This is a genomic window from Allofournierella massiliensis (genome assembly GCF_004345265.1).
Lineage (GTDB): Bacteria > Bacillota > Clostridia > Oscillospirales > Ruminococcaceae > Allofournierella > Allofournierella massiliensis.
This window is the reverse complement of sequence record NZ_SLUM01000016.1, coordinates 21,256-43,848: the sequence shown is the minus strand read 5'-3', so window position 1 is coordinate 43,848 and position 22,593 is coordinate 21,256. Positions and strand designations below refer to the sequence as shown.

The following is a 22,593-nucleotide window of genomic DNA, read 5'->3' as shown; positions in this document are numbered from 1 at the left end:
GGCTCAGTTGAAGCCGAAGATCTTCTGGCTGATCTTGTAGGCGGTCACCGCAAAAGCACGGCCCACCGGGCTGTTCCAGTTCATGGCCTGCCCCATGATGCCCCGGCGCAGACGATAGTACGCCCAGGGATCGTTCGCCTTGATGTAATCCCACAGCTCCTGCTTTTTGGCCAGATTCTCGGCAGTACCGCTGCGGATCATCAGAATGGAGGAAACCACCGTGATGATTTCCAGATAATTATACAGATACTGGCGCAGGCGGGTGTTCTTGATGCCCTGCAGGCGTACCTGCTTTAACATCAGCTTGTTTACCTTGATCTGCTGATCAATGCGCTTGATCATCACGCTCTCGTTCACGGACTGGTCGTCCCGGCCAATGAAGTAATGGTAGAAATCCACGTTGATGTAGTAGATGCTCTTCACACACTGCATGGGAACATACACAAACAGGTTATCCACATAGAAGGTGTGGCGGGGCAGATCCAGGCCGCTGTCGATCAGCAGCTGGGTGCGATAGATCACCGAGTGCATCAGGATGTACTGGCCCTTGTGGAAGCGGCCCACCTGATCCCAGCCGATCACCTGTTCCTCAGGCAGGGCGTTGGCGTAGCTCATCACCTTTTTATGGCGGGCGCCCACCTTATCGTATACAAAGTTGCTCACCACCAGATCCACTTCCTGGCCACCGTGCACAAAATTACGCAAGGCGCACAGAATCTTGGCATAGGCTTCCTCGTCCACCCAGTCGTCGCTGTCCACAACCTTGAAGTAACGGCCCTGAGCGTTCTTCAGTCCGGCCATTACCGCCGCACCGTGACCGCCGTTCTCCTGATGTACCGCACGCACAATGCCGGGGTACAGCCGTTCGTATTCATCCGCGATGGCGGCGGTATCGTCCTTGGAGCCGTCGTTCACGATCAGGATCTCCACCTCATCGCCGCCGGTGAGCAGAGTATCCACGCAATGGCGCATATAGTTCTGCGAGTTGAAGCAGGGCACTGCGATCGATAACAGTTTCATGTTTCACACACCTTTGTATTGATTTGCCGTCCGCCGCCCGAAAGAAGGGGGGCCGAGCCGGGCCGCAAGCTGATTCTGGTCATAAAATTGACACAATGTTACCTGTATATCATCGCGCGAACGGTGTTCAAAGTCAAGAGAATCCAGCCAATTTATGCGTCTTTTCTCCATTTTTTACAACTTTTACACCAAAACGGCGCACCCCGGAACCGGGATGCGCCGTTTGTTCAGTGTGTGTCGAAAGCGAAAAACTCCCCTGCCCGATCAGCAGGTGGCGCCGCCCTTCATGTGCTTCTGAGCCGCCAGATTTTCCTGCTTGCGGGCCAGAAGCTGGTTGTCCAGCAGCTGGCGCTGCACCTCTTCAAAGCCGATGCGGGCCACGGTGTCGGCAAAGCGCTCGCCGGTGATGCCCTGTTCACGGAACAGCAGAATGGCCTTTTCGATCACATCCAGCACTTCCTGCCGGTCAGTGAACACCTTGTCCAGATAACGGCCCTGAGCCACCTTCTTGCCCCAGCGGCCGCCGATGTAGATGCGGTAACCGTCGATGTGGTCCTCCACCGCCTTGAAGGGGCACTTGCCCACGCAGCGGCCGCAGTGGTTGCAGGCCTCGGGGTCGATGTGAATCTTGCCGTTCTCCATCTTTGCCACGTTGAGGGGGCAGGTTTCCTCGATCTGGCAGACCTTGCAGCCGCGGCACTTGTCCAGCTGAATCTGGGGAATGCGCTGACCGATCACGCCCAGATCGTTCAGATCCGGCTTGACACAGTTGTTGGGGCAGCCGCCCACGGCGATCTTGAACTTGTGGGGCAGCTTGACCTCATGGTAGCCCTTATAGAACCGCTCGTGAATCTCCTGAGACAGATCAAAGGTGTCGATCAGGCCGTACTGGCAGGTGGTACCCTTGCAGGAAACCACCGGGCGCACCTTGCTGCCGGTGCCGCCCATTTCCAGGCCGGCGTTCAGCAGGAACTCCCGCAGGGGCTCGATGTTGGCGAAGGGCACGCCCTGAATCTCCAGCGTCAGGCGGCTGGTCATGGTCACCTCGCCGCTGCCGAACTTCTCGGCGGCCTGAGCCACCACCATCTGCTCGGCGGCGGTGAGCTTGCCGTTGCGGGTGATCACACGGCCGTTGAACTTGTCCGGGGTACGTTTGTCCCACAAAAAGCCCAGAGCCTTCACCCGGGTGACCTCGGCGGGCGATACCTTTGCGCCCACGGTTTCCACCCGCACGTCGTTGAAGAAGGTGGCACCTTCCAGCACCAGTGTGTTGGTATAGCCGTAGCTGCGCAGCCGGTTCTGCATGAAGTAGGCGCGCTTACCCTTGCTGCACACGATCAGCAGTTTGTCGTCCTTATCCAGACCCTCCACCGGGCCGTTCAGAGTTTCCAGCTGCACGAAGGTTGCGCCGTGAACCGCGGGGGCCGGGGCGGCATCCACCACCCGATAGCCCTTGGCCGCGCCCGCCTGATACTCGGCGGGGGTGATGCTGTTGATCTTACCCTCCAGCTTGTTTTCCAGCAGATACACCGCCTGCACAAAGGGATGGATGGCGGTGGAGAAGGGCGGCGCGTAGGCCAGATCCAGATTGTCAAAGTCCTCCAGCGCGGCACCCATGGAGATGCCGGTCACCGCGATGTCCACCATCTTGTCCACCGCGCCGGGGCCCAGCACCTGAATGCCCAGCAGCTTGTGGGTTGCCTTGTCCGCGATGAGCTTGGTGGCAAACCAGGCGGAATCCGGGTAATAATGGGCCTTGTCGTCGCTGACCATCAGGGCGGTGGCCACGTCGTAGCCCGCCTGACGGGCGGCAGCCTCGGTCAGGCCGGTGCGGCCGCAGTTCAGGCCGGGCAGCTTGACCACACCGGTGCCCAGCACGCCGGGGTAACGCTTGTTCTCGCCGGTCAAAGCCAGCGCCAGCGTGCGGCCTTCCATGTTGGCGGAGGAGCCCATGGGCGACCACTGGGCCGCGCCGGTGAGCCGGTTGGTCACCAGAGCGCAGTCGCCGGCGGCGTACACGTCCGGCAGGTTGGTGCGCAGCTGGCCATCCACCGGGATGGTACCCTTGACCATCTCCAGGCCGCTGCCCTCCAGAAATGCGGTGTTGGGTCGGATGCCCGCGCTCACCACCACAACATCGGCAGGCAGGGTGCCCGCTTCGGTTTTCACGGCGGTGACCCGACCATCGCCCAGAATGGCCTGGGCCGCGGTGCCGGTCATCACCCGGATACCGGCGGCCTGCAGCTTCTTGCGGGCAAAGTCCGCCATTTCCGCATCCAGCACGCCGGGCATGATCTGGCCCGCCACGTCGATCACGGTCACACTCAGGCCCTGGGCCAGCAGATTTTCCGCAGCCTCCAGACCAATGAAGCCGCCGCCGATGACCACAGCCTTTTTCGCGGTGTTCTGCTCCAGATAGCCGCGCAGGGCAATGGCGTCGTCCGGGGTGCGCAGCTTGAACACGCCCTGCTGGGCCGCGCCCTCGATGGGCGGAATCACGCTGGATGCACCGGTGGCGATGATCAGAGAATCGTATTCGTAGGTCTCGGTTTCCCCGCTGGTCAGGTTTTTGGCAGTCACGGTTTTGGCCGCCGCGTTCAGGCCCACGGCCTCCCGGCCGGTGAGCACCCTGGCCCCGGTGAGGGCGGTGTACTTCTGCGGGGTGTTCACAATCAGCTCGCCACGGGTTTCGATCAGGCCGCCCACATAGTAGGGCAGGCCGCAGCCCGCATAGGAGATGTCCCGGTCCTTGACCAGAATGGTCACATCCGCGGACTGGTCCTGCCGTTTGATCTTGGCAGCGGCCTTGGTACCGGCGGCAACGCCGCCCAGAATCAATACCTTCATTGCATTTCCTCCTGCTCTCTCAAAACGCCTGACGGATCAGCCGTGGCAGTGACCGCCGCAGCTGTGAGAAGCGCCGTGGCTGCCGCAGTCGTGGCCTTCACCTTCCTCATGGTGGTGATTGCAGGTCACGTCCCCGTTCTGGGGCAGAGTGCCCTGCAGCAGCTGCTCCACCGCCGCATCGGTGCTGCCGGCCGCGCCCGCATACACCGCGATGCCCGCCTGCGCCAGCGCCTGACGTGCGCCGCCGCCGATGCCGCCGCAGATCAGCACCTGCACGCCCTGAGCCTGCAGAAAGCCCGCCAGCGCGCCGTGGCCCTGGCCGTTGGTGTCCACCACCTGGCTGCCGGTAATCTGCTTACCCTCCACCTGATACAGCTTGAACTGCTCGGTGTGGCCGAAATGCTGGAATACATTGCCGTTTTCATAAGTAACTGCGATCTTCATTTTTCTCCAACCTCTTTTACGCAAAGAAACGGTCGTCCGCAGGCAGGCAAGGGCCCCGGTTCGACCGCGCTTTGAAATTTATACTTTTATATTACGCCTTTCGGGGCAGCTTTTGCAACTGACAAAGTCACAAAAGCTGCCCCGAATACGGGCTGCGCCCGCAGCAGGCGCAGAGATTCACTTGTTTGCGGGGGTAAAGTAATATTCCCCCGCTTCGTCCCGGTGGCCGCGCACACCGAACACCCGGTCGATGCGGCCGGAGCGGAACATCTGCTCCGGCGTTTCAAAGGCCACCAGCTGCCCGGCTTCCATCAGGGCGATATGGTGGCTCACCCGCAGCGCCTGCGCCAGATCGTGCAGCACCATCACGATGGTCTTACCCTGCTCGTTCAGCCGCTGCAGCAGGCTCAGGATTTCGAACTGAACCCCCAGGTCCAGATAAGTGGTGGGTTCGTCCAGCAGGATGACCTGTGTGTCCTGCGCCAGTGCCATGGCGATGTAGGCCCGCTGTCGCTCGCCGCCGGAAAGCTCCCGCAGATCCCGACCGCGCCAGTCCTCCACTCCGGCAGCCCGCATGGCCTCGGCCACCTTCTGCCGGTCCTCCGGGCGCATGCGGCGGGAAAGGCCCAGATAGGGAAACCGCCCGTGGGCCACAAGGCTTTCCACCGTGATGGCAGGCACGTCCCGCACCTGGGGCATCAGCGAGGCAAACCGGGCAAACTCCCGTCGGTCGTAATCCCCGGCCGGGCGGCCCGCCGCCAGCACCTGACCGGCGGAAGGGGTCAGCTGCCGTGCCGCCACCCGCAACAGGGTGGTTTTGCCGCAGCCGTTGGGGCCGATCAGGGTGGTGATGCGCCCGGCGGGGATGGTGAGCGACACATCCCGCAGGACCACGCCGCCCTGATAGCCGGCGGTGATATGGTTCAATTCAATCATAGACCCGGCTCCTTTTCTGGCGCAACAGCAAAAACAGAAAAAACGGCCCGCCCAGGAACGACATGAGGATACCCACCGGCAGCTCGAAGGGGGCAAACAGCACCCGACCCAGACTGTCACATCCCAGCACGAAGGCCATGCCCAGCAGTGCCGAAGCTGGCAGCAGAAACCGGTTGCCGCCGCCCACCAGCCGCCGGGCCGCGTGGGGCACCAGCAGGCCCACAAATCCCAACAGACCCGCGAAGCTCACCGCCGCACCCGCCAGCAGGCTGGAGGCCAGAATGCACAGAAAGCGCACAAGGCCCACCCGCATGCCCAGCGAGGAGGCGGTCTCCTCCCCCAGCTGAAGCAGGTCCAGATCCGCCGCCAGAAACAGCGCCAGCACAAAGCCAGCGCCGATGTAGGCGGCTGCCGGCCAAAGCGAGGTGAGCGCCACGCCGGAAAAGCTGCCGGTCATGAAGCCGGTGGCCCCCACCACCTGATCCGGATAGAGCAGGGTGATGGTGTCGATGCCGGCGGAAAGAATGCCGCTCACCGCGATGCCCGCCAACACCAGCGTGACCCGGGAGAGCCCCGCCTTTGCCGCAAGGCCGTAGATGAACAGGGTGGTGAGCAGAGCGCCCAGAAAGGCGGCCGCCGCCATGATTCCCGGCACACCGGGCAGCAGCGTGGCCGCCGCGATGGCAAAAAAACCTGCGCCGGAGTTCACGCCGATCACATTGGGGCTGGCCATGGCGTTGTTCAGCACCCCCTGAATGAGGGCGCCCGCCACCGCCAGCGCAAGGCCCGCCAGCATACAGGCCAGCGTGCGGGGCAGGCGCACATACACGAAGATACGCCAGGTGGTGGAGCCGGTGTCGCCGGTGCAAAGCACCTGCCACAGCTGCCCCAGCGAAAGGGACTGGCTGCCGCTGCACAGGCTGATCACCGCAGCGATCAGCGCCGCAGCCGCCAGCACCAACAATACGGTCAGCTTGCCCTTAGCCGATCTGGCCGGCAAGGTCCGGGTAAAGGATCTTGGCAAGATATGCATAGCTCTCCCCCCAGCGCGCATTGGGCTTGTAGTGGAACAGATCCTTGGGCAGGGTCAGGCAGCGGTCATTCTGCACCGCGGTCAGCTGCTGCCAGGCCGGGTTGTTCTCCACGTTCTGGGCCATGTAGTCCATGGCCTGCTGCTCCGAACCCATGGTGGTGATGAAGATGTAGTCCGGGTCCTCGGCGATGATCTCCTCCAGATTGATGTCCTCCAGAAGGGATTCATGCCGGGCAACCATGTTGTCCGCACCCAGATCCTCCAGCATATAGCCCACCATGTTGTCGGCCCCCTTGGCCTTCACGCCGGTGGAATAGGCACGCAGCAGCAGCACGGTGGGGCTCTCCTCATCCTTCACCAGCTGCCGAATCGAGTCGATCTGTTCTTTGACCGCCAGACCGTTCTGCTCATACAGATCCTGCCGGCCGGTGAACTGGCACAGCTGGGCCAGCATGTCCAGATATTCCTCAAAGGAATCCACCCGGTAATAGGCATGGGTGATGCCCGCCTGAGTGAGGGCCTCGTCCATATCCACCTGGCTGGAGGTGTCCGCATTCATGATCACAAAATCCGGGTCGGCGGCGATGATCTCCTCCAGATTGGGCTCCTTTACGGTGCCGATGATGGCCACCTCCTCGCCCAGATCCATGCCCCGCTCTTCAATGGCATCCTGCGTGGCGCCCACCAGCGTGCCGCCCGCCAGCGTCCAGGTTTCGGCGTAGCTGCCGTAGGTGGCAACCACCCGATCGGTGCTTTCCACCGTGACGGTGTTGCCCACCGCATCGGTGAAGGTGTAAGCCCCTTCGCCCTGACTGGTGCTGCCCGGCTGGGCCTGCTGGGAGACCGCACTTGCTGCCGTGCTGCTGCCGGTGGTACTGCCGTTACTCTGGGCCGTGCCGCAGCCCGCGAGCAGGGCGGCGGAAAGGGCCGCGGCCAGCACAGCCGCGCCGATCTGTCTGCCTGTTTTCATGGTTTGTTCTCCTTTGTACGATCAAAACGTCAGCCAAAAATCTGCCGGGCCACATCCGCCGAACATTTGGCATCCTTCACATAATAATCCGCGCCGATCATCTTTGCGTAATCCGGCGTGAGCACCGCGCCGCCCACCATGATCTTGCAGTCCACGCCCGCTGCACGCAGCGCCTCGATGGTCTGCTGCATGGCGGGCAGGGTGGTGGTCATCAGGGCGCTCAGACCCACCAGCTTTGCACCGTGGCGGCTGGCAGCTTCCACCACCGCTTCCGGCGGCACGTCCCGGCCCAGATCGATCACCCGGTAGCCGTAGTTTTCCAGAATCACCTTCACGATGTTCTTGCCGATGTCGTGGATGTCGCCCTTCACGGTGGCCACCACGATGGGGCCCTTCTTCTCGCCGGAAACGCCCTGCTTTTCGATGGCGGTTTTCACCTCATCGAAGGCAACCTGCGCCGCCGCCGCGCTCTGCAGCAGCTGAGGCAGAAAACAGGTGCCCTTTTCAAAGGCATCGCCCACCTGATCCAGCGCCGGGATCAGCACTCCGTTCACCAGCTCCTGCGGGTCGGTGGTCTCCAGCGCCAGCCGGGCCGCTTCGCCCGCCTGGGCCTTCAGGCCCAGAACCACAGCATCCTTCAGGTCCACCGGCGCACCGGGCTGGGCCGCAGGCTGCACCGGGGCGGCGGTCTGCCCGCCGTAAGCAGCAATATATTCCGCCGCGCCCTCGTCCTGAGCGGTGAACACCCGGAAAGAGCGCACCGCCGCCATCATGGAGGGTTCGTTGGGGTTCATGATAGGCAAGTCCAGTCCGTGGGCCAGCGCCATGCCCAGAAACGCCGTGTTCAGCTGGGGCCGTACCGGCAGACCGAAGGACACATTGGAAACGCCCAAAACGGTTTTCAGGCCCAGCTCTTCTTTCACGGTACGCACCGACCGCAGAGTGTCCCACACATCCTGCTGCTGGGCGCTGGCAGTCAGGGTCAGGCAGTCGATGTACACATCCTCCCTGGGGATGCCCGCCTCCAGCGCCGCATTCAGGATGCGGCGGGCCATCTCCACCCGGTCCTCCGCTTTGGCGGGGATGCCGCTGTCGTTCAGGGTCAGGCCCACCACCGCCGCACCGTACTTTTTGCACAGGGGCAGCACCGCCGCCAGCACCGCGGGCTCGGCGTTCACCGAGTTCACGATGGGCTTGCCGTTGTAAACCCGCAGGCCCGCTTCCAGCACCTCGGGGCGGGTGGAGTCCAGCTGCAGAGGCAGCTCGGTCACGCCCTGAATGGCGGTCACCGCACGGCGCATCATCTCCGCCTCGTCGATCTCGGGCAGGCCCACATTCACGTCCAGAATCTGGGCGCCCGCCTGGGCCTGTTCCACCGCCTGGCCCAGCAGATAGTCCATATCCCCGGCCCGCAGGGCTTCCTTCATCTTCTTTTTGCCGGTGGGGTTGATGCGCTCACCGATTACGGTGCCGGGGCGCACCTTCACCGCCTGCATAGCCGAGCAAACCCAGCTTTCCGGCTGGTAAGCGGCCCGCCGGGGTGCGCAGCCCGCAAAGCATTCCGCCAGTTCCTTTAAATAAGCCGGGCTGGTGCCGCAGCAGCCGCCCACCGCGGCCACACCCAGGCGCTTGTACTGATCCATCTGCTCCCGGAAGTCCGCCGGGTGCAGGTCGTAAAGGCCGGTGGCCGGGTCAGGCAAACCCGCATTGGGCTTTGCGAACACCGGCAGGCGGCAGGCGGCGCAGAGCCGCTCCACCAGAGGCAGGATCTCGGCGGGGCCCAGCGAGCAGTTGATACCCACCGCGTCCGCGCCAAGGCCCTGCGCGGTCACCGCAAAGCTCTCCACCTGACAGCCGGTGAAGGTGCGGCCGGTGGCCTCAAAGGTCATGGAGGCCATCACCGGCAGATCACAGGTCTCCTTCGCGGCCAGGATGCCCGCCTTTACCTCCAGCAGGTCGGTCATGGTCTCAAAGTACACCGCGTCCGCACCGGCGGCGGCGCCCGCCGCCACCACCTCCTTGAACAGGTCGCAGGCCTGCTCGAAGGGCAAGGTGCCCATGGGCTGGAGCATCTCGCCCAGAGGGCCGATGTCCAGCAGGATCTTCGCATCGGTGCCCTCGGCGGCCTTTTTGGCGCACTGCACCGCGGCGGTGACCACCTGGGCCACCGTATAGCCGCAGCCCGCCAGCTTTTTACCGTTGGCGCCGAAGGTGTTGGTGCTGATGAAATTGGAGCCAGCCTCCAGATAGGCTTTGTGGATGCCGGTCACCGCCTCCGGATGGGTCACACTCCACACATCCGGGATCTCGCCGGGCGCAAGGCCCGCCTGCTGCAGCATGGTTCCCATGGCCCCGTCCAGAATCCAGACGCGGCTTTCGTCAAACAGTTTATTGGGCACAGGGTTTGCCCTCCTTTCGTTTCGTACAGGTATCCCGCAGGGCGCAGGTAGCGCAGCCTGCCAGCTTACCCTTCACCGGATGATCCGCCGCGCCGCACAGGGCGGTGATGCTTTTGCCCGGAGTGAGCACACAGCTGGCAGTGGAGCATATCCCCGCCTGACGGCCCGCGTCCAGCCACTGCACAAAGGCCGGCTGCACCGTGATGGGCCAGTCACCGTAGCCGGGAGAAAACCGGCCGGTCAGGTATCGCCCTTCCCGTTCCAGCAGCGCCCGCTGCTCGTTTTCCAGTGCATTCGCCAGCTGCTCCACCAGTGTGCTGGCGGCGGCGTCCAGCACCACGCCGTATGCCATATCGGTGGCCATGGCCCGGCGCAGGGCACCATCCACCCCGGCGCCCAGCGTCACCGCCAGCAGCAGGCCCTCGTCGCAGCCCTGCAGATGGGCGGCAATGTCCCGCCCGGCCAGCAGAGGGGCCAGCCTGTCCGCCGGCAGGCGGCGAACGGCGGCCCGGGGCGCGGCGGTTCGCCACAGCTCGGCGGCGGCTCTGTCCAATAGAGCGTCCACCGCCGGAGGAACCTCCTTGCCCGCGCCGCCCAGATACCGCAGGGCTTCGTCCCGATCCAGCGCCGGGGGCAGCGGCCGGATCACGCCTTTGCCTCCGGCAGCAGATCCCGGATGCCCTCATACACCCGGCGGGCCACCTCGGGATTGTTCATGGCGTAAAGATGCACGCCGTCCGCGCCGCCTTCGATCAGATCCCGCAGCTGCTCAATGGCGTAGTCGATGCCCGCGTCGAACAAAGCGGCCTCGTCGCCGTCGTACCGGCTGATCATCTTGGTGAACCGGGGCGGCAGGCTGGCGCTGCTCAGCGCCACGGTGCGCTGCACCTGCCGGGCGGACACAATGGGCATTACGCCCGCCTGCACCGGGGCCTGAATGCCCGCCTTGCGCACCAGATTCATGAAGCGGTAGTAACGGGCGTTATCAAAGAACAGCTGGGTGACCAGATGCTCCACCCCCGCGTCCAGCTTGTATTTCAGGTTCTCCACGTCCTGACGCAGATTTTCGCTTTCCACATGGCCCTCCGGGTAACAGGCGCCCGCCAGATAGAAGTCGCCCTTGCTCTTTACGAAGGAGGCCAGATCGCTGGCATGGAAAAAGTCCTTGCTGCGGGGAGCGTCGGGGCAGATGTCGCCCCGCAGGGTGAGCACGTTTTCAATGCCCGCTTTCTGCAACGCCTGCACGGTCTCGGCCACCTGTTCGCGGGTGGAGTTGATGCCGGTCAGGTGGGCCAGCGGCTCCACCCCCAGCTCCTGTTTCAGATGCCGGGCAATCTGCACGGTGGAAAGCCCCGCCTTGCCGCCGCCGGCGCCGTAGGTCACGCTGATGTAATCCGGCGAAAGACCGGCCAGCTTTTCCAGCGTGGGATACAGACTTTCGGGCGTGGCCCCGTTCTTCTTGGGCGGAAACACCTCGATGGAAAATACACATTCTTTTTGCCGGAACACCTGCGACAGACGCATAGCTCTAGCCCTCCCCTTCTATTTGCTTTGGTTTGGGCAATACCGCATAATTCCAGGTGGTGGAGCGCGCCGGAAAATTTTTTGTGATATGAATCAAAAAGCGCAGCCAATCCTTGGTGGATTGGCGAGCATTTTTGGAAAATAGCACGGAAAATTTTGGCGCGACACACCGCCTGAGCCGTTAGGCGTGAATTGTGCGGTGTTGCCTTTGTATTACATTAGCAATAACAATTGTTCTATTATAGCATAGATACCGGGCTTGAAAAAGTTTTTTCTTTCTGCCTGCAATAATCCGGCCCGGCTGTGCGTATTCCCTGCAGCAGGCGCAAAAAAACGCCCCCGCCGGGGGATACTAGGCAGTGTGGCGGCCCGGCAGCCTGCATCGGTTCAACACAAGGCAACACCGCGCAATTCCAGATGGTGGAGCGAACCGGAAAATTCCGGCGTAATTGTGCAGTGTTGGCACAAGAAAAAGGAGTTATTTTTATGAAAAAGCTTGCAATCACTCTCACCGCCCTGACTCTGGCCCTGGCGCTGGCCGCCTGCGGTTCCACCGCCGGCAGCTCTTCCAGCACCGCCTCCTCCGGCGCGGCTTCTTCTTCCGCTTCCTCCTCTGCCCAGAGCGGCTCCACCGAGACTGTGGATACCAGCGACCTGACCACCGTGATGGACGCCCTGTTCAACGGCATTGCCGAGGATCAGATGCCCATGCTCATGCCCCAGGAGGACGGCAGCAAATATGCCCCCCTCACCGAGGAAAACTCCGAGCACAACACCGGCGTGGCCATGAGCGCCTATAAAGAGGGGCTCTGCGCTGAAGCCGCCATGAGCGCCCAGGCCCACTCCATCTGCCTGCTGAAGGCAAACAGTGCCGAGGAAGCTGCCAAACTGGCCGAGGACGTGGCCGCGAACGCCAATCCCCGCAAGTGGATCTGTGTGGAGGCCGAGCGCACCGTTGTGGCCTACTCCGGCGACACCGTGCTGCTGGCCATGAGCTACAACGACCTGGCCCAGACCGTTCTGGACAACTTCAAGGCCCAGTGCGGCGAAGAGAATGTGACCGTTGTGAAGGATCAGGCCAGTGCCGACATGGCCATGCCCGAGGGTGGCGACGTGACCTCCGACCCTGTGGCAGCCATGCCTGAGGATGCTTCCGGTGCGCTGTAAACCGGTTGCGGTAAGCTGCGCGGCGGCCGCTCTTGTGCTGGCCGCCGCGCTGGTTTTGTCGCTGAGCACCCCGCGCCGCCAGCCGGACGAAAACGGCATGTATCAGCAGGAGGGCTACTGGGTGCAGTATCTGGGCGAGCGGGATGAAAAGAGCGCTGATTCCTTTGTAAAAAAGGTAAATACCATTCGCGACACTCTTCTCACCGAAGAGAACAAAGTCTACTGCGCCATCATTCCCGATAAATCCCACTACCTGCCGGATGAGGGCTGGCCGGTGCTGGATTTCGACGCCATGGCAAGCCAGGTGCAGGCCGGACTGGACGATTCCATCACCTGGATCGACCTGCGGGACAAACTCACACTGGCGGACTACTACAAAACCGACGCCCACTGGAGGCAGGAAAACCTGCAGCCGGTGGTGGACGCACTGGGCGAAGCCATGGGGTTCTCCCAGGAGCTTTCCGGCTGGGAGCAGCACGCCTTTGACGGCTTCGTGGGCAGCTACGGCAAGTACATCCCCGCCCCGGCCGAGCCGGAAACGCTGGTCTGGCTGACCAGCCCGGCCACCGAGGCCGCCCGGGTGGACAACTTCCAGTACCCGGAGGCCACCGCCGTTTACGACACCTCCAAGCTCAGCGGCGCGGGCAGCTACGATGTATTTTTGAACGGGGCCACCCCGCTGCAGACCATCGAAAACCCAAACGCCGCCACCGACCGGGAGCTGGTGATCTTCCGGGATTCCTTTGCCAGCAGCCTTGCGCCCCTTCTGTGCGAGCAGTACCGCACCATCACCCTGATCGATCTGCGCTACATGGTCAGCGGTCTGGTGCCCCAGTATGTGACCTTTACCAATCAGGATGTGCTGTTTCTGTTCAGCAGCTGGGTGGTAAACGAAAGCGCCATGCTACGCTGAGACAAAAAGCCGCTCTTCCGCCTTCCGGTAATCCGAAGCGGAGGGGCGGCTTTTTGTCTGCCCGGTTTGCAAAAGAGGGTGGATTATGGTAGGATATTTGATAGAGAATTTTCGCCCGGAAAGGAGGCTTTTGCCATGAAGATCATGGAATCCGCCGAGGATTATCTGGAGACGATCCTCGTGCTTCTGCACCGGAAGGGCCACGTGCGCTCCATCGACATCGCCAACGAGATGTCCTACTCCAAACCCAGCGTTTCCACTGCCATGAAAAAGCTGCGGGAAAACGGATACATCCATGTGGATGAGATCGGCCTGATCACCTTGACCGACGAGGGCCGTGCCATTGCCGAGAGTGTATACGAGCGGCATACCCTGCTCAGTCAGGTGCTCATCGATCTGGGCGTACCCGAGGACATTGCCCGTGAGGACGCCTGCCGCCTGGAGCACGATCTGCATCCGGTAAGTTTTGAGCGAATCAAGGAATGCTATCGCCGCCACAAGCAGGCCTGAACACGATTCCAATCCACGGGCAGCCCGATTTCCGGCGGGCTGCCCGCCTTATTTCAAACAGATACGAGGTGTTGTTTGCATGAATTATGATGTGATCCGTGCCCAGAGCGCACAGGCCGTGCGGGAGCTTCTGTCCGCCGCAAAGCTGCGGCCGGGCAGCATTCTGGTGGTAGGCTGCTCCTCCAGCGAAATCGTGGGCAGCCAGATCGGCCACGGCTCCAGCCTGGAAGCCGCGCAGGCTGTGTATGAGGGCATCGCCCCGGTGCTTCGGGAAGCGGGGGTCTTTCTGGCCGCCCAGTGCTGTGAGCATCTGAACCGGGCCCTCATTCTGGAGGAGGAGGCCCTGCCCGTGGGGGCTGAACCGGTGAACGTGATTCCCCAGCCCAAGGCGGGCGGCAGCTTTGCCACCACCTGCTGGCAGCGGTTTGCCCATCCGGTGGCGCTGGAAAGCATCCGGGCGGATGCCGGCATGGATATTGGCGACACCCTGATCGGCATGCACCTGAAGGCGGTTGCGGTTCCGGTGCGGCTGAGCGTACGCCACATTGGTGAGGCCAATCTGGTCTGCGCCCGCACTCGCCCCAAATACATCGGCGGCAGCCGGGCTGCCTACGCGGAAGCGTAAAGGAGGGTGCAAGAATGAACGAACTGCATGAACAGCTTGCTCAGCGCACCGCGCAGGTGCGCTGCCGCATGGACGAGGCCTGCCGTGCCGCCGGGCGTGATCCCGCATCGGTGCAGCTGTGCGCCGCCAGCAAGACTCAGACCTCCGACACGGTGCGCGCCGCCTGGAACATCGGCATTGACGTATTCGGTGAAAACCGGGTACAGGAGCTGGTGGAAAAGCGGGCCGCCGGGGCTTACGGCTCCACCCCGCTACACTTCATCGGCCACCTGCAAACCAACAAGGTACGCCAGGTGGTGGGCGCGGCGGATCTGATTGAATCGGTGGATTCCGAGCACCTGCTGCTGGCGGTACAGAAGGAAGCCGCCCGCCAGAACATCGTGCAGCCGGTGCTGCTGCAGGTAAACATCGGCGGCGAGGCCAGCAAGGGCGGCGTTGCCCCCGACGGGCTGATGGCCCTGTTGGAACAGGCGGATGGAATGGAAAACATTCTGGTCAAGGGCCTGATGTGCATCCCTCCGAAGGAAACCGAGCCCGCCGCCCAGCGCCGATGGTTTGCCGCCATGCGCGCTCTGTTTGATGAGGCTGCGGCCTGCAGCTGGCAGAAAGCCCGGATGGAGATTCTGTCCATGGGCATGAGCGGCGATTTTGAGGCCGCCATTCAGGAGGGCGCCACTCTGGTACGGGTGGGCACCGCCATCTTTGGGCCCCGGGCCTATCCTCTACCCGCCGAACCCTGAGAGCCTTGTTTGCTCCGATTATTCCACCCATTGCCCCGGTTCTTCGGCCGGGGCCTTTTTGCGCCTTTCTTTCGGCTCCAATCTGTCAATATATCACAATAAAGTGGTAGTGCGACGTGCTTTTCTTCCTCCTTTTCCACAAAACCTGCCGATTTTCTGCATCTTTTCACCAAGCTTTTTGCCGTGAATTTGCCCGGGCCGCACACAATTGCCGAACCTTGGCTCAAACCCTTGCAATGCCGCCAGAGCGTTGTATACTTTTATTTATATTGCAAAATCGTTCTGTCCTTTTGACCAAAGGCAACTGGGAGCGATGGGAAAGGCGGTCTTTTGGATGAAACAGTTTAAGCTACCGCGCAGGCTCAGAAACCTGCTGCTGGTGCTGGCAGGCAACGCCCTTTATGCCCTTGCGGTGGACATGTTCGTTCTGCCCTGCGGGCTGATTACCGGCGGCACCACCGGCCTTGCCCTGATCGGCCAGCACTGGCTGGGCATTTCCATCTCCACCTTTGTAATGATCTCCAACGTGATTATGTTCATTCTGGGCGCAGCTGTCATGGGCCGATGGTTCGCCTTCAACACAGCGGTTTCCACCTTCTGCTACCCCATCTTTCTGGAACTGTTCAGCTGGATTCCCGGCATCGGAGACATGACCCGTGACCCCATGCTGGCCACCGTGTTCGCCGGTGTGATGATCGGCGCGGCCATTGGTCTTGTGATCGGCGCAGGCGCTTCCAGCGGCGGTATGGATATCCCCCCCATTGTGGCCAACAAGTTCTGGGGCGTGCCCATCTCGGTGGTCATGTACGGGCTGGACTTCGCCATTCTCATCGGGCAGATGTTCTTCGCGGAAAACCGGGAGCAGATCCTCTACGGCATCCTGCTGGTGCTGCTCTACACCATCGTGCTGGACAAGGTGGTGCTGATGGGCCACTCCAAGATTCAGGTAAAGATCCTCAGCGAAAAGAGCGACGAGATCCGCCAGCTGATCCTGAAGGTGCTGGACCGTGGCTGCACCCTGCTCCACGCCCAGACCGGCTACGCCCGCAACGAGTGGGACATGGTGCTCACCGTGATCACCAACCGGGAGCTGGCAAAGCTGAACCATCTGGTGCAGGAGGTTGATCCCCAGGCCTTCATTATCATCGACTCGGTGAACGAGGTCCACGGCCGCGGCTTCACCCTGCGTAAACAATACAAATAACCATTCTATATGTGATGCGTCTCTTGGGAGACGCATCTTTTTTTGCCTTGTTCACGGTTGGTTTTCGTTTTCTTGCATTTTTTCTCCTGCTATCTTGACATTTTACCCGTGGTGTGGTAAAAAGAATCAGGCGTTTGTTAGTTTATGCTAACCATATGCAGTTTGGACTAACCATTTGCAGTCGTGGCTAACTGCCACATAACCACTATCAGGAGGACACACTGCCTTGATGATCAACAAACGGCTGATCGGGATGGTCAGCGATTCCAAAAAACATATCGCCCGGAATGTGGCATTCCAGTGGGCGGCACTGGCCGCAAACATCGCCATGCTGCTTGCCATCGCCCGGTACCTTTCCCGGCTGTTGGCCGGTCAGCCTGCTTCGCTGGCCGGTACGCTGCTGGTGGCCGCTGCTCTGGCCGCGGTTCGCTTTGTCTGTGCAAGGCAGGCGGCAATCTGCTCCTACCGGGCCAGCCGAAGCGCCAAGCAGTCGCTGCGCCGCACCATTCTGGAAAAACTTCTGCGGCTGGGACCGGGCTATTCCAGCCGGGTTTCCACCTCTGAGGTGGTGCAGGTAACAGTGGAGGGCGCCGAGCAGCTGGAAAGCTATTTCGGCGCGTATCTGCCCCAGTTCTTCTACAGCATGCTTGCCCCGCTGACGTTGTTCTGCGTGCTGGCGCCCATCAGTCTTTCGGCGGCGGTGGTGCTGCTGATCTGCGTGCCGCTGATCCCGGTGTCCATTGCGCTGGTGCAGACCTTTGCCAAAAAGCTGCTGGCCCGCTACTGGGGCCAGTACACCGCATTGGGCGACAGCTTTCTGGAAAACCTGCAGGGCCTGACCACCCTGAAAATTTATCAGGCGGACGAGGAACGCCATCGGCGGATGAACGAGGAGGCCGAGCGCTTCCGGCGCATCACCATGAAGGTGCTCACCATGCAGCTGAACTCCATCACCATCATGGATCTGGTGGCCTACGGCGGCGCGGCACTGGGCATCATTGTGGCCGCACGGCAGTTCGCCGCCGGGCAGATTGGCCTGTTTGGCTGCTTTGCCATCATCATGCTCTCGGCGGATTTCTTTCTGCCCATGCGGCTGCTGGGCTCCTATTTCCACATTGCCATGAACGGCATGGCCGCTTCCGAAAAGATCTTCAAGCTGCTGGATCTGCCGGAGCCGGAAGAAAAGACCGGCGTCATCGACCCGGAAAACTGCACCCTGCGCTGTGAAAACGTGCATTTTGCCTACGATCCCCAGCGCCCCATTCTGAAGGGCGTGGATCTGGAACTGCCCCGCACCGGTCTGGTGGCTCTGGTGGGCGAATCCGGCTGCGGCAAGTCCACACTGGCAGGCCTGCTGGCCGGCCGGTTGGAGGGCTACACCGGCAGCATCACCGTGGGCGACCAGCAGTTGAGCGAGATCCGCTTTGCCAACCGAATGCAGCAGATCACCACCGTGGGCTTTGCCGCCCGGCTGTTCAAGGGCACCGTGGCAGAGAACCTGCGCATGGCGGCCCCCGATGCCAGCGACGAGGCCCTGTGGCAGGCGCTGGAGCAGGTGAAGCTGGCGGATTTTTTGCGCAGCGAACAGGGGTTGGAGACCCCGGTGGCCGAAAAGGGCGCCAACTTCTCCGGCGGGCAGTGTCAGCGTCTGGCTCTGGCCCGTGCCCTTTTGCACAACAGCCCCATTTATATTCTGGACGAAGCCACCTCCAACATCGACGTGGAGAGCGAGAACCAGATCATGGCGCTGGTGCACCAGCTGGCCGAGACCAGAGCGGTGTTACTCATCTCCCACCGGCTGGCCAACGTGACCGGCGCACAGCGCATCTACGCGCTGGAGGAGGGCCGGGTCGCCGGCTGCGGCACCCATACCCAGCTGCTGACCACCTGCCCCTGCTACCAGCGGCTGTGGAACAGCCAGCAGGCGCTGGAACACTACACCCCCGACACTGAACAGGAGGCTCTTGCATGAAAAAACGTTCCGATCTGGCGGTAATGCTCCGGCTTGTGGGGCTGGTCAAACCGCTGATGGGCTTTATGACCCTTGCCATTGCCATGGGTGTGGCGGGCTTTCTGTGCGCCCAGTTCATTCCCATCTTCGGCGGCCTGGCCATCGTGAAGGCTCTGGGCGGCGCGGGTCTGCCCGCTCTGGGCGTGCTGTTTGCCTGCATGGGTGTGTTTGCGCTGGCCCGCGGCGTGCTGCGCTACGCCGAGCAGGCCTGCAACCACTACATTGCCTTCAAACTGCTGGCCCTCATCCGGGATAAGGTATTCGGCGCGCTGCGCCGCCTGGCCCCCGCCAAGCTGGATGGTCGGGACAAAGGCGACCTGATCGCGGTGATCACCTCGGACATCGAGCTGCTGGAGGTCTTTTACGCCCACACCCTCTCCCCCATCGCCATCGCGGCCATCATGTCGGTGATCATGACGGTGTTCATCGGCAGCTACCACTGGCTGCTGGGCCTTGTCGCCGCGCTGGGCTTTTTCGCCGTGGGCGTGGTGGTGCCGGTGCTGGCTGCCCGTTTTGGTGGCAGCCGGGGTCTGGAGTACCGCACTCAGGCTGGTGCGCTGAGCGCCTTTGTGCTGGACAGCCTGCGCGGTCTGGGTGAGCTGCTGCAATACGACGCGGGCCAGCGCCGTCTGGATGAGCTGGACGAGCGCACCGGCAGTCTGCTGGCCACTGAAAAGAAGATGAAAACCGCGCTGGGCACCGCAACCGCCTGCACCGGTGCGCTGATCTGGCTGTTTTCGCTGGCCATGCTGGCGGCGGGCAGCCTGCTCTACACCAATGGTCTGGTGGGCTTTGACGGGGTGCTGATTCCCCTGATCGCCATCCTCAGCTCCTTCGGGCCGGTGGTGGCGCTGGCCAATCTGGGCAGCACGCTGCAGCAGACCTTCGCCGCCGCCAACCGGGTGCTGGACATTCTGGACGAGGAGCCGGTGGTAGCGGAAAACACCACCGGGCGCACTATCCCCTTCACCGGTGCGGCCTGCGACAATGTGAGCTTCACCTACGAAGCCGAGCCCATTCTGAAAAACGTGAGCCTGACGCTGCCGGAAAACAAAATCATCGGCATCACCGGCCGCAGTGGCAGCGGCAAGTCCACCCTGCTCAAGCTGCTCATGCGCTTCTGGGACGTGGGCGATGGTGCGGTTGCCATTTCCGGCGAAAACGTGAAGAACATTCGCACCGCCAGCCTGCGCAACCTGCAGAGCTATGTGACCCAGGAAACCTACCTGTTCCACGACAGCATTGAAGAAAACGTGAAGCTGGCCAAGCCGGACGCCACCCACGAAGAGGTGGTGGAAGCCTGCAAAAAGGCCTCGGTGCACGACTTCATCATGAGCCTGCCCAACGGCTACGACACCAACGTGGGCGAGCTGGGCGACACCCTCTCCGGCGGCGAGCGGCAGCGGCTGGGCATTGCCCGGGCGTTCCTGCACGACGCGCCGCTGATTCTGCTGGACGAACCCACCAGCAATCTGGACAGTTTGAACGAAGCGGTGATCCTGCAGAGCCTGCACCGCCAGCGCAAGGGCAAAACCGTGGTACTGGTGAGCCACCGGGCCTCCACCATGCGCATTGCCGACACCACCTACAGCGTGGAGCACGGGCGGCTCAGCTGAGCCGCCTCTCTCCGGCGCCATACAGAAAGGATTGTTTGTTTATGAAATACCTCTACATTGCATTGGGTCTTGTCTGCCTGGCGCTGGGCGCCGTGGGAGCGGTGCTTCCCCTGCTGCCCGCTACCCCGTTTTTGCTGGGCACCTGCTTTTTCTTCGCCAAAGGCAGTGACCGGCTGAACCGGTGGTTCCTTTCCACCAAGCTGTATCAGAAGAATTTCAAACGCTTCCGGGAACAGCGGGCCATGACCTGGCGCACCAAGATCGGCATCATGATCACCGTGACCCTGACCATGAGCATCGCCTTTGTGATGATGCACGAGGTGCTGATCGGCCGCATCGTGCTGGGCTGTGTGTGGCTGTTCCATGTGTACTATTTTATCTTCCGCATCCGCACACTGGATGCCGAGTAAACAAAACGAGGGCGTTCCTGCTTTGGCAGGAACGCCCTCATTTTTTCGAAATATGCCGGTCAGCCCAGCTCTTTTTTCACCAGCTCGGCCAGATGGTCGGCAATGGCCTGGATCTCGGTTTCGTCCTGGCCTTCCACCATCACACGAATCAGCGGCTCGGTGCCGCTCACACGAACCAGCACCCGGCCGGTATCGCCCAGGGCCTCCTTCTGCTGGCGGATGGCCTCCTTGATCACGTCGTTGTTGTAGAATTCCAGCTTGCCCTCGGCGGTCACGGTCACATTCACCATCACCTGCGGCAGGCGGGTCATCACCTTCGCCAGCTCGGACAGGGGCTTTTTGCACCGCTTGAGCAGGCACAGCAGCTGAATCGCGGTGAGCTGGCCGTCGCCGGTGGTGGCAAAATCCCGGAAGATGATGTGGCCGCTCTGCTCGCCACCCAGAGTGTAGCCCTCCAGCTCCATCTCCTCCAGCACATAGCGGTCGCCCACCTTGGTGGCGGCGAACTTCATGCCGTTGGCGTCACAGAAGCGGGCAAAGCCCAGGTTGGTGAGCACGGTGCCCACGATGGTGGAGCGGCGCAGTTTGCCCCGCTGCTGCATGTCCAGCCCGCAGATGGCCATGATGTAATCGCCATCCACCACTTCGCCGGTCTCGTCCACAAACAGGCAGCGATCCGCGTCGCCGTCAAAGGCAACGCCCGCGTCCACCTTGTGGGTGCGCACATACTCCTGCAGCTGCTCCAGATGGGTGGAACCGCAGCCCTCGTTGATGTTCACACCGTCTGGCGCGTCGTGCAGGATCACCGCATTGGCGCCCAGCTCCTCGAACAGGGTGCGGGCGGTGGCGCTGGCGGAACCGTTGGCGCAGTCCACCACAATGTTCATTCCCTCCAGCGAATAGGGAATGGTGCTTTTCAGGTGCTCGATGTAATCTCGGGCGGCGGTGGTGCAGTGGCTGATCTGGCCCAGATTCTCGCCCCTGGCGTAGGTGAAATCGTTCTTCTCGATCAGGTGCTCGATCTGCTCCTCCAGCTCATCCGGCAGCTTGAAGCCGTCGCCGTTGAAGATCTTGATGCCGTTAAAGGGGTACGGGTTGTGGCTGGCGGAAATCATCACGCCCGCGTCCGCCTTGTACTTGCCCACCAGATAGGCCACCGCCGGGGTGGAGATCACGCCCAGGTCGATTACGTCCGCGCCCACCGAGCACAGGCCGGCAGCCAGCGCCGCGCCCAGCATATCGCTGGAAATGCGGGTATCCTTGCCCATTACCACCAGCGGACGGCGGCGACGGCCATAGGCCAGCACCGCAGCGGCGGCCCGGCCGATGGCCATGGCCAGTTCACAGGTCATATCCTCGCCGGCAATGCCGCGCACGCCGTCGGTTCCAAACAGTCTGCCCATATTCAAACACTCCTCTATTCTTCTTAAGTTCGGGGTACAATATGCTGCGCATCCTTGTAGATATGATTCGGGGCCACCACGCCCCGCACGCAGCTGGTGGGGTAAATCTGGCAGCGGCGGCCCAGCACCGAGCCGGGGCACAGCACGCTGTTGCAGCCCACCTCGGCTTCGTCGCCCACCAGCGCGCCCAGTTTTTTGCGGCCGGTCACCAGAATCTCCTCGTCCTGCCGGATGCACACCAGCGATTTGTCGCTTTTCAGGTTACTGGTCACCGCGCCCGCACCCATGTGGGCCTTGTAGCCCAGAATGGAATCGCCCACATAGTTGAAATGGGGCACCTGTGCACCGTCGAACAGAATGCAGTTCTTCAGCTCCACGCTGTTGCCCACCACGGCGCCCGCGCCCACCAGAGCACTGCCCCGGATAAAGGCACAGTGGCGCACCTCGGCTTCCGGGCCGATGATGCAGGGCCCGGTCAGCAGGGCACTGGGGGCTACCTGTGCACTCTTAGCCACCCAAACCCCGGGAACAGGCTGGCCGTATTCCTCACTGGGCAGGCTGCGGCCCAGCTTCTCAATAAATTCCTTCAGTTCATCCAGCACTTCCCAGGGGCGCTCCTTCCCCTCAAACAGGGGCGCGGCCAGGGTGTGGGAAAGATCGAACAACACTTCAGTGCGGCAGACATCCATACAGCAGATGCTCCTTTCAAAAATTCACTTGAGTAAATTATAAGCATCGGATTTCCAAAATACAACCCGAAAATATAAAAAACGTGGACGAAAAAGCAAATTCGGTGGAAGTTACGAAATTTTCGCTTCCAA

The 22,593-nt window shown here is 61.9% G+C and carries 20 protein-coding genes; 9 read left to right on the top strand and 11 right to left on the bottom strand.

Translation table 11 applies throughout. The annotated features are described in order from the left end of the window. Nucleotides 1-3: 3 nt before the first annotated feature. The 9 genes from EDD77_RS10330 to EDD77_RS10290 all read right to left on the bottom strand — a co-directional run bounded on the left by EDD77_RS10330 (nucleotide 4) and on the right by EDD77_RS10290 (nucleotide 11,173). Nucleotides 4-1,020 carry a glycosyltransferase family 2 protein gene (locus tag EDD77_RS10330; protein WP_058967175.1) on the bottom strand — a complete coding sequence of 339 codons (1,017 nt, stop codon included), beginning with the start codon at nucleotides 1,018-1,020 and terminating at the stop codon, nucleotides 4-6. A gap of 264 nt (nucleotides 1,021-1,284) precedes the next feature. Then, on the bottom strand, nucleotides 1,285-3,867 hold the full coding sequence (locus EDD77_RS10325; protein WP_058967176.1) for an FAD-dependent oxidoreductase: 2,583 nt from the start codon (nucleotides 3,865-3,867) through the stop codon (nucleotides 1,285-1,287). Between the two features lie 36 nt (nucleotides 3,868-3,903). Next, nucleotides 3,904-4,311: a NifB/NifX family molybdenum-iron cluster-binding protein gene (locus EDD77_RS10320; protein ID WP_058967177.1), complete on the bottom strand. Its 408-nt coding sequence runs from the start codon at nucleotides 4,309-4,311 to the stop codon at nucleotides 3,904-3,906. Between the two features lie 177 nt (nucleotides 4,312-4,488). Then, complete coding sequence (locus tag EDD77_RS10315; protein WP_058967178.1) at nucleotides 4,489-5,247, bottom strand: ABC transporter ATP-binding protein; 759 nt, start codon at nucleotides 5,245-5,247, stop codon at nucleotides 4,489-4,491. Then, complete coding sequence (locus tag EDD77_RS10310) at nucleotides 5,240-6,271, bottom strand: FecCD family ABC transporter permease (RefSeq protein ID WP_242868490.1); 1,032 nt, start codon at nucleotides 6,269-6,271, stop codon at nucleotides 5,240-5,242. Before EDD77_RS10310 ends, EDD77_RS10315 begins: the two co-directional genes overlap by 8 nt. Then, nucleotides 6,228-7,250 (bottom strand): ABC transporter substrate-binding protein, encoded by a 1,023-nt coding sequence (locus tag EDD77_RS10305; protein ID WP_058967179.1) that lies wholly within the window; start codon nucleotides 7,248-7,250, stop codon nucleotides 6,228-6,230. Before EDD77_RS10305 ends, EDD77_RS10310 begins: the two co-directional genes overlap by 44 nt. Nucleotides 7,251-7,279: 29 nt before the next feature. After that, nucleotides 7,280-9,649 carry a homocysteine S-methyltransferase family protein gene (locus EDD77_RS10300; RefSeq protein WP_276869851.1) on the bottom strand — a complete coding sequence of 790 codons (2,370 nt, stop codon included), beginning with the start codon at nucleotides 9,647-9,649 and terminating at the stop codon, nucleotides 7,280-7,282. Further along, complete coding sequence (locus tag EDD77_RS10295; protein WP_132587387.1) at nucleotides 9,639-10,298, bottom strand: methionine synthase; 660 nt, start codon at nucleotides 10,296-10,298, stop codon at nucleotides 9,639-9,641. Before EDD77_RS10295 ends, EDD77_RS10300 begins: the two co-directional genes overlap by 11 nt. After that, complete coding sequence (locus tag EDD77_RS10290; RefSeq protein ID WP_058967181.1) at nucleotides 10,295-11,173, bottom strand: methylenetetrahydrofolate reductase; 879 nt, start codon at nucleotides 11,171-11,173, stop codon at nucleotides 10,295-10,297. The genes EDD77_RS10295 and EDD77_RS10290 overlap by 4 nt, the downstream gene beginning before the upstream one ends. 486 nt (nucleotides 11,174-11,659) lie before the next feature. Between EDD77_RS10290 and EDD77_RS18300 the strand changes: the two genes are divergently transcribed. From EDD77_RS18300 to EDD77_RS10245, 9 genes are all read left to right on the top strand, one after another. Beyond that, nucleotides 11,660-12,340 (top strand): hypothetical protein, encoded by a 681-nt coding sequence (locus EDD77_RS18300; RefSeq protein WP_058967182.1) that lies wholly within the window; start codon nucleotides 11,660-11,662, stop codon nucleotides 12,338-12,340. After that, nucleotides 12,330-13,253: a DHHW family protein gene (locus EDD77_RS10280; RefSeq protein ID WP_058967183.1), complete on the top strand. Its 924-nt coding sequence runs from the start codon at nucleotides 12,330-12,332 to the stop codon at nucleotides 13,251-13,253. Before EDD77_RS18300 ends, EDD77_RS10280 begins: the two co-directional genes overlap by 11 nt. Before the next feature lie 135 nt (nucleotides 13,254-13,388). After that, nucleotides 13,389-13,763 (top strand): metal-dependent transcriptional regulator, encoded by a 375-nt coding sequence (locus EDD77_RS10275; protein ID WP_058967184.1) that lies wholly within the window; start codon nucleotides 13,389-13,391, stop codon nucleotides 13,761-13,763. 79 nt (nucleotides 13,764-13,842) lie between these two features. After that, entirely contained in the window at nucleotides 13,843-14,388 is a 546-nt protein-coding gene (locus EDD77_RS10270) for a TIGR01440 family protein (protein WP_058967185.1), read from the top strand. A gap of 14 nt (nucleotides 14,389-14,402) precedes the next feature. Then, on the top strand, nucleotides 14,403-15,128 hold the full coding sequence (locus tag EDD77_RS10265) for a YggS family pyridoxal phosphate-dependent enzyme (protein WP_058967186.1): 726 nt from the start codon (nucleotides 14,403-14,405) through the stop codon (nucleotides 15,126-15,128). A 334-nt stretch (nucleotides 15,129-15,462) separates the two neighbouring features. Next, nucleotides 15,463-16,332: a YitT family protein gene (locus EDD77_RS10260; RefSeq protein WP_058967187.1), complete on the top strand. Its 870-nt coding sequence runs from the start codon at nucleotides 15,463-15,465 to the stop codon at nucleotides 16,330-16,332. A gap of 229 nt (nucleotides 16,333-16,561) precedes the next feature. After that, nucleotides 16,562-18,304: an ATP-binding cassette domain-containing protein gene (locus EDD77_RS10255; RefSeq protein WP_058967188.1), complete on the top strand. Its 1,743-nt coding sequence runs from the start codon at nucleotides 16,562-16,564 to the stop codon at nucleotides 18,302-18,304. Then, the gene (cydC, locus tag EDD77_RS10250) at nucleotides 18,301-19,959 is read left to right on the top strand and encodes a thiol reductant ABC exporter subunit CydC (RefSeq protein ID WP_058967189.1); all 1,659 of its coding nucleotides are present in this window, start codon (nucleotides 18,301-18,303) and stop codon (nucleotides 19,957-19,959) included. The genes EDD77_RS10255 and cydC overlap by 4 nt, the downstream gene beginning before the upstream one ends. 41 nt (nucleotides 19,960-20,000) lie before the next feature. Then, a complete protein-coding gene (locus EDD77_RS10245) occupies nucleotides 20,001-20,369 on the top strand; it encodes a YbaN family protein (RefSeq protein ID WP_058967190.1) in 369 nt (122 codons plus the stop codon). 59 nt (nucleotides 20,370-20,428) lie between these two features. Here the strand turns inward: EDD77_RS10245 and glmM are convergent, their stop codons facing one another. Together glmM and EDD77_RS10235 are read right to left on the bottom strand one after the other, a co-directional pair. Next, nucleotides 20,429-21,772, bottom strand: coding sequence for a phosphoglucosamine mutase (glmM, locus tag EDD77_RS10240; protein ID WP_058967191.1), 1,344 nt, complete (start codon nucleotides 21,770-21,772; stop codon nucleotides 20,429-20,431). A gap of 23 nt (nucleotides 21,773-21,795) precedes the next feature. Continuing rightward, nucleotides 21,796-22,461, bottom strand: a complete 666-nt coding sequence (locus EDD77_RS10235) for an acyltransferase (RefSeq protein WP_058967192.1) — start codon at nucleotides 22,459-22,461, stop codon at nucleotides 21,796-21,798. Nucleotides 22,462-22,593 lie beyond the last annotated feature (132 nt).

What these genes read in the sequence shown, in the direction of transcription:
- EDD77_RS10260 (WP_058967187.1), top strand. Translation starts at nt 15,463, where the DNA reads ATGAAACAGTTTAAGCTACCGCGCAGGCTCAGAAACCTGCTGCTGGTG.
- cydC (WP_058967189.1), top strand. Translation starts at nt 18,301, where the DNA reads ATGAAAAAACGTTCCGATCTGGCGGTAATGCTCCGGCTTGTGGGGCTG.
- EDD77_RS10325 (WP_058967176.1), bottom strand. Translation starts at nt 3,867, where the DNA reads ATGAAGGTATTGATTCTGGGCGGCGTTGCCGCCGGTACCAAGGCCGCT.
- EDD77_RS18300 (WP_058967182.1), top strand. Translation starts at nt 11,660, where the DNA reads ATGAAAAAGCTTGCAATCACTCTCACCGCCCTGACTCTGGCCCTGGCG.
- EDD77_RS10255 (WP_058967188.1), top strand. Translation starts at nt 16,562, where the DNA reads ATGATCAACAAACGGCTGATCGGGATGGTCAGCGATTCCAAAAAACAT.
- EDD77_RS10290 (WP_058967181.1), bottom strand. Translation starts at nt 11,173, where the DNA reads ATGCGTCTGTCGCAGGTGTTCCGGCAAAAAGAATGTGTATTTTCCATC.
- EDD77_RS10270 (WP_058967185.1), top strand. Translation starts at nt 13,843, where the DNA reads ATGAATTATGATGTGATCCGTGCCCAGAGCGCACAGGCCGTGCGGGAG.
- EDD77_RS10330 (WP_058967175.1), bottom strand. Translation starts at nt 1,020, where the DNA reads ATGAAACTGTTATCGATCGCAGTGCCCTGCTTCAACTCGCAGAACTAT.
- EDD77_RS10235 (WP_058967192.1), bottom strand. Translation starts at nt 22,461, where the DNA reads ATGGATGTCTGCCGCACTGAAGTGTTGTTCGATCTTTCCCACACCCTG.
- EDD77_RS10245 (WP_058967190.1), top strand. Translation starts at nt 20,001, where the DNA reads ATGAAATACCTCTACATTGCATTGGGTCTTGTCTGCCTGGCGCTGGGC.
- EDD77_RS10275 (WP_058967184.1), top strand. Translation starts at nt 13,389, where the DNA reads ATGAAGATCATGGAATCCGCCGAGGATTATCTGGAGACGATCCTCGTG.
- EDD77_RS10265 (WP_058967186.1), top strand. Translation starts at nt 14,403, where the DNA reads ATGAACGAACTGCATGAACAGCTTGCTCAGCGCACCGCGCAGGTGCGC.
- EDD77_RS10315 (WP_058967178.1), bottom strand. Translation starts at nt 5,247, where the DNA reads ATGATTGAATTGAACCATATCACCGCCGGCTATCAGGGCGGCGTGGTC.
- EDD77_RS10305 (WP_058967179.1), bottom strand. Translation starts at nt 7,250, where the DNA reads ATGAAAACAGGCAGACAGATCGGCGCGGCTGTGCTGGCCGCGGCCCTT.
- EDD77_RS10320 (WP_058967177.1), bottom strand. Translation starts at nt 4,311, where the DNA reads ATGAAGATCGCAGTTACTTATGAAAACGGCAATGTATTCCAGCATTTC.
- glmM (WP_058967191.1), bottom strand. Translation starts at nt 21,772, where the DNA reads ATGGGCAGACTGTTTGGAACCGACGGCGTGCGCGGCATTGCCGGCGAG.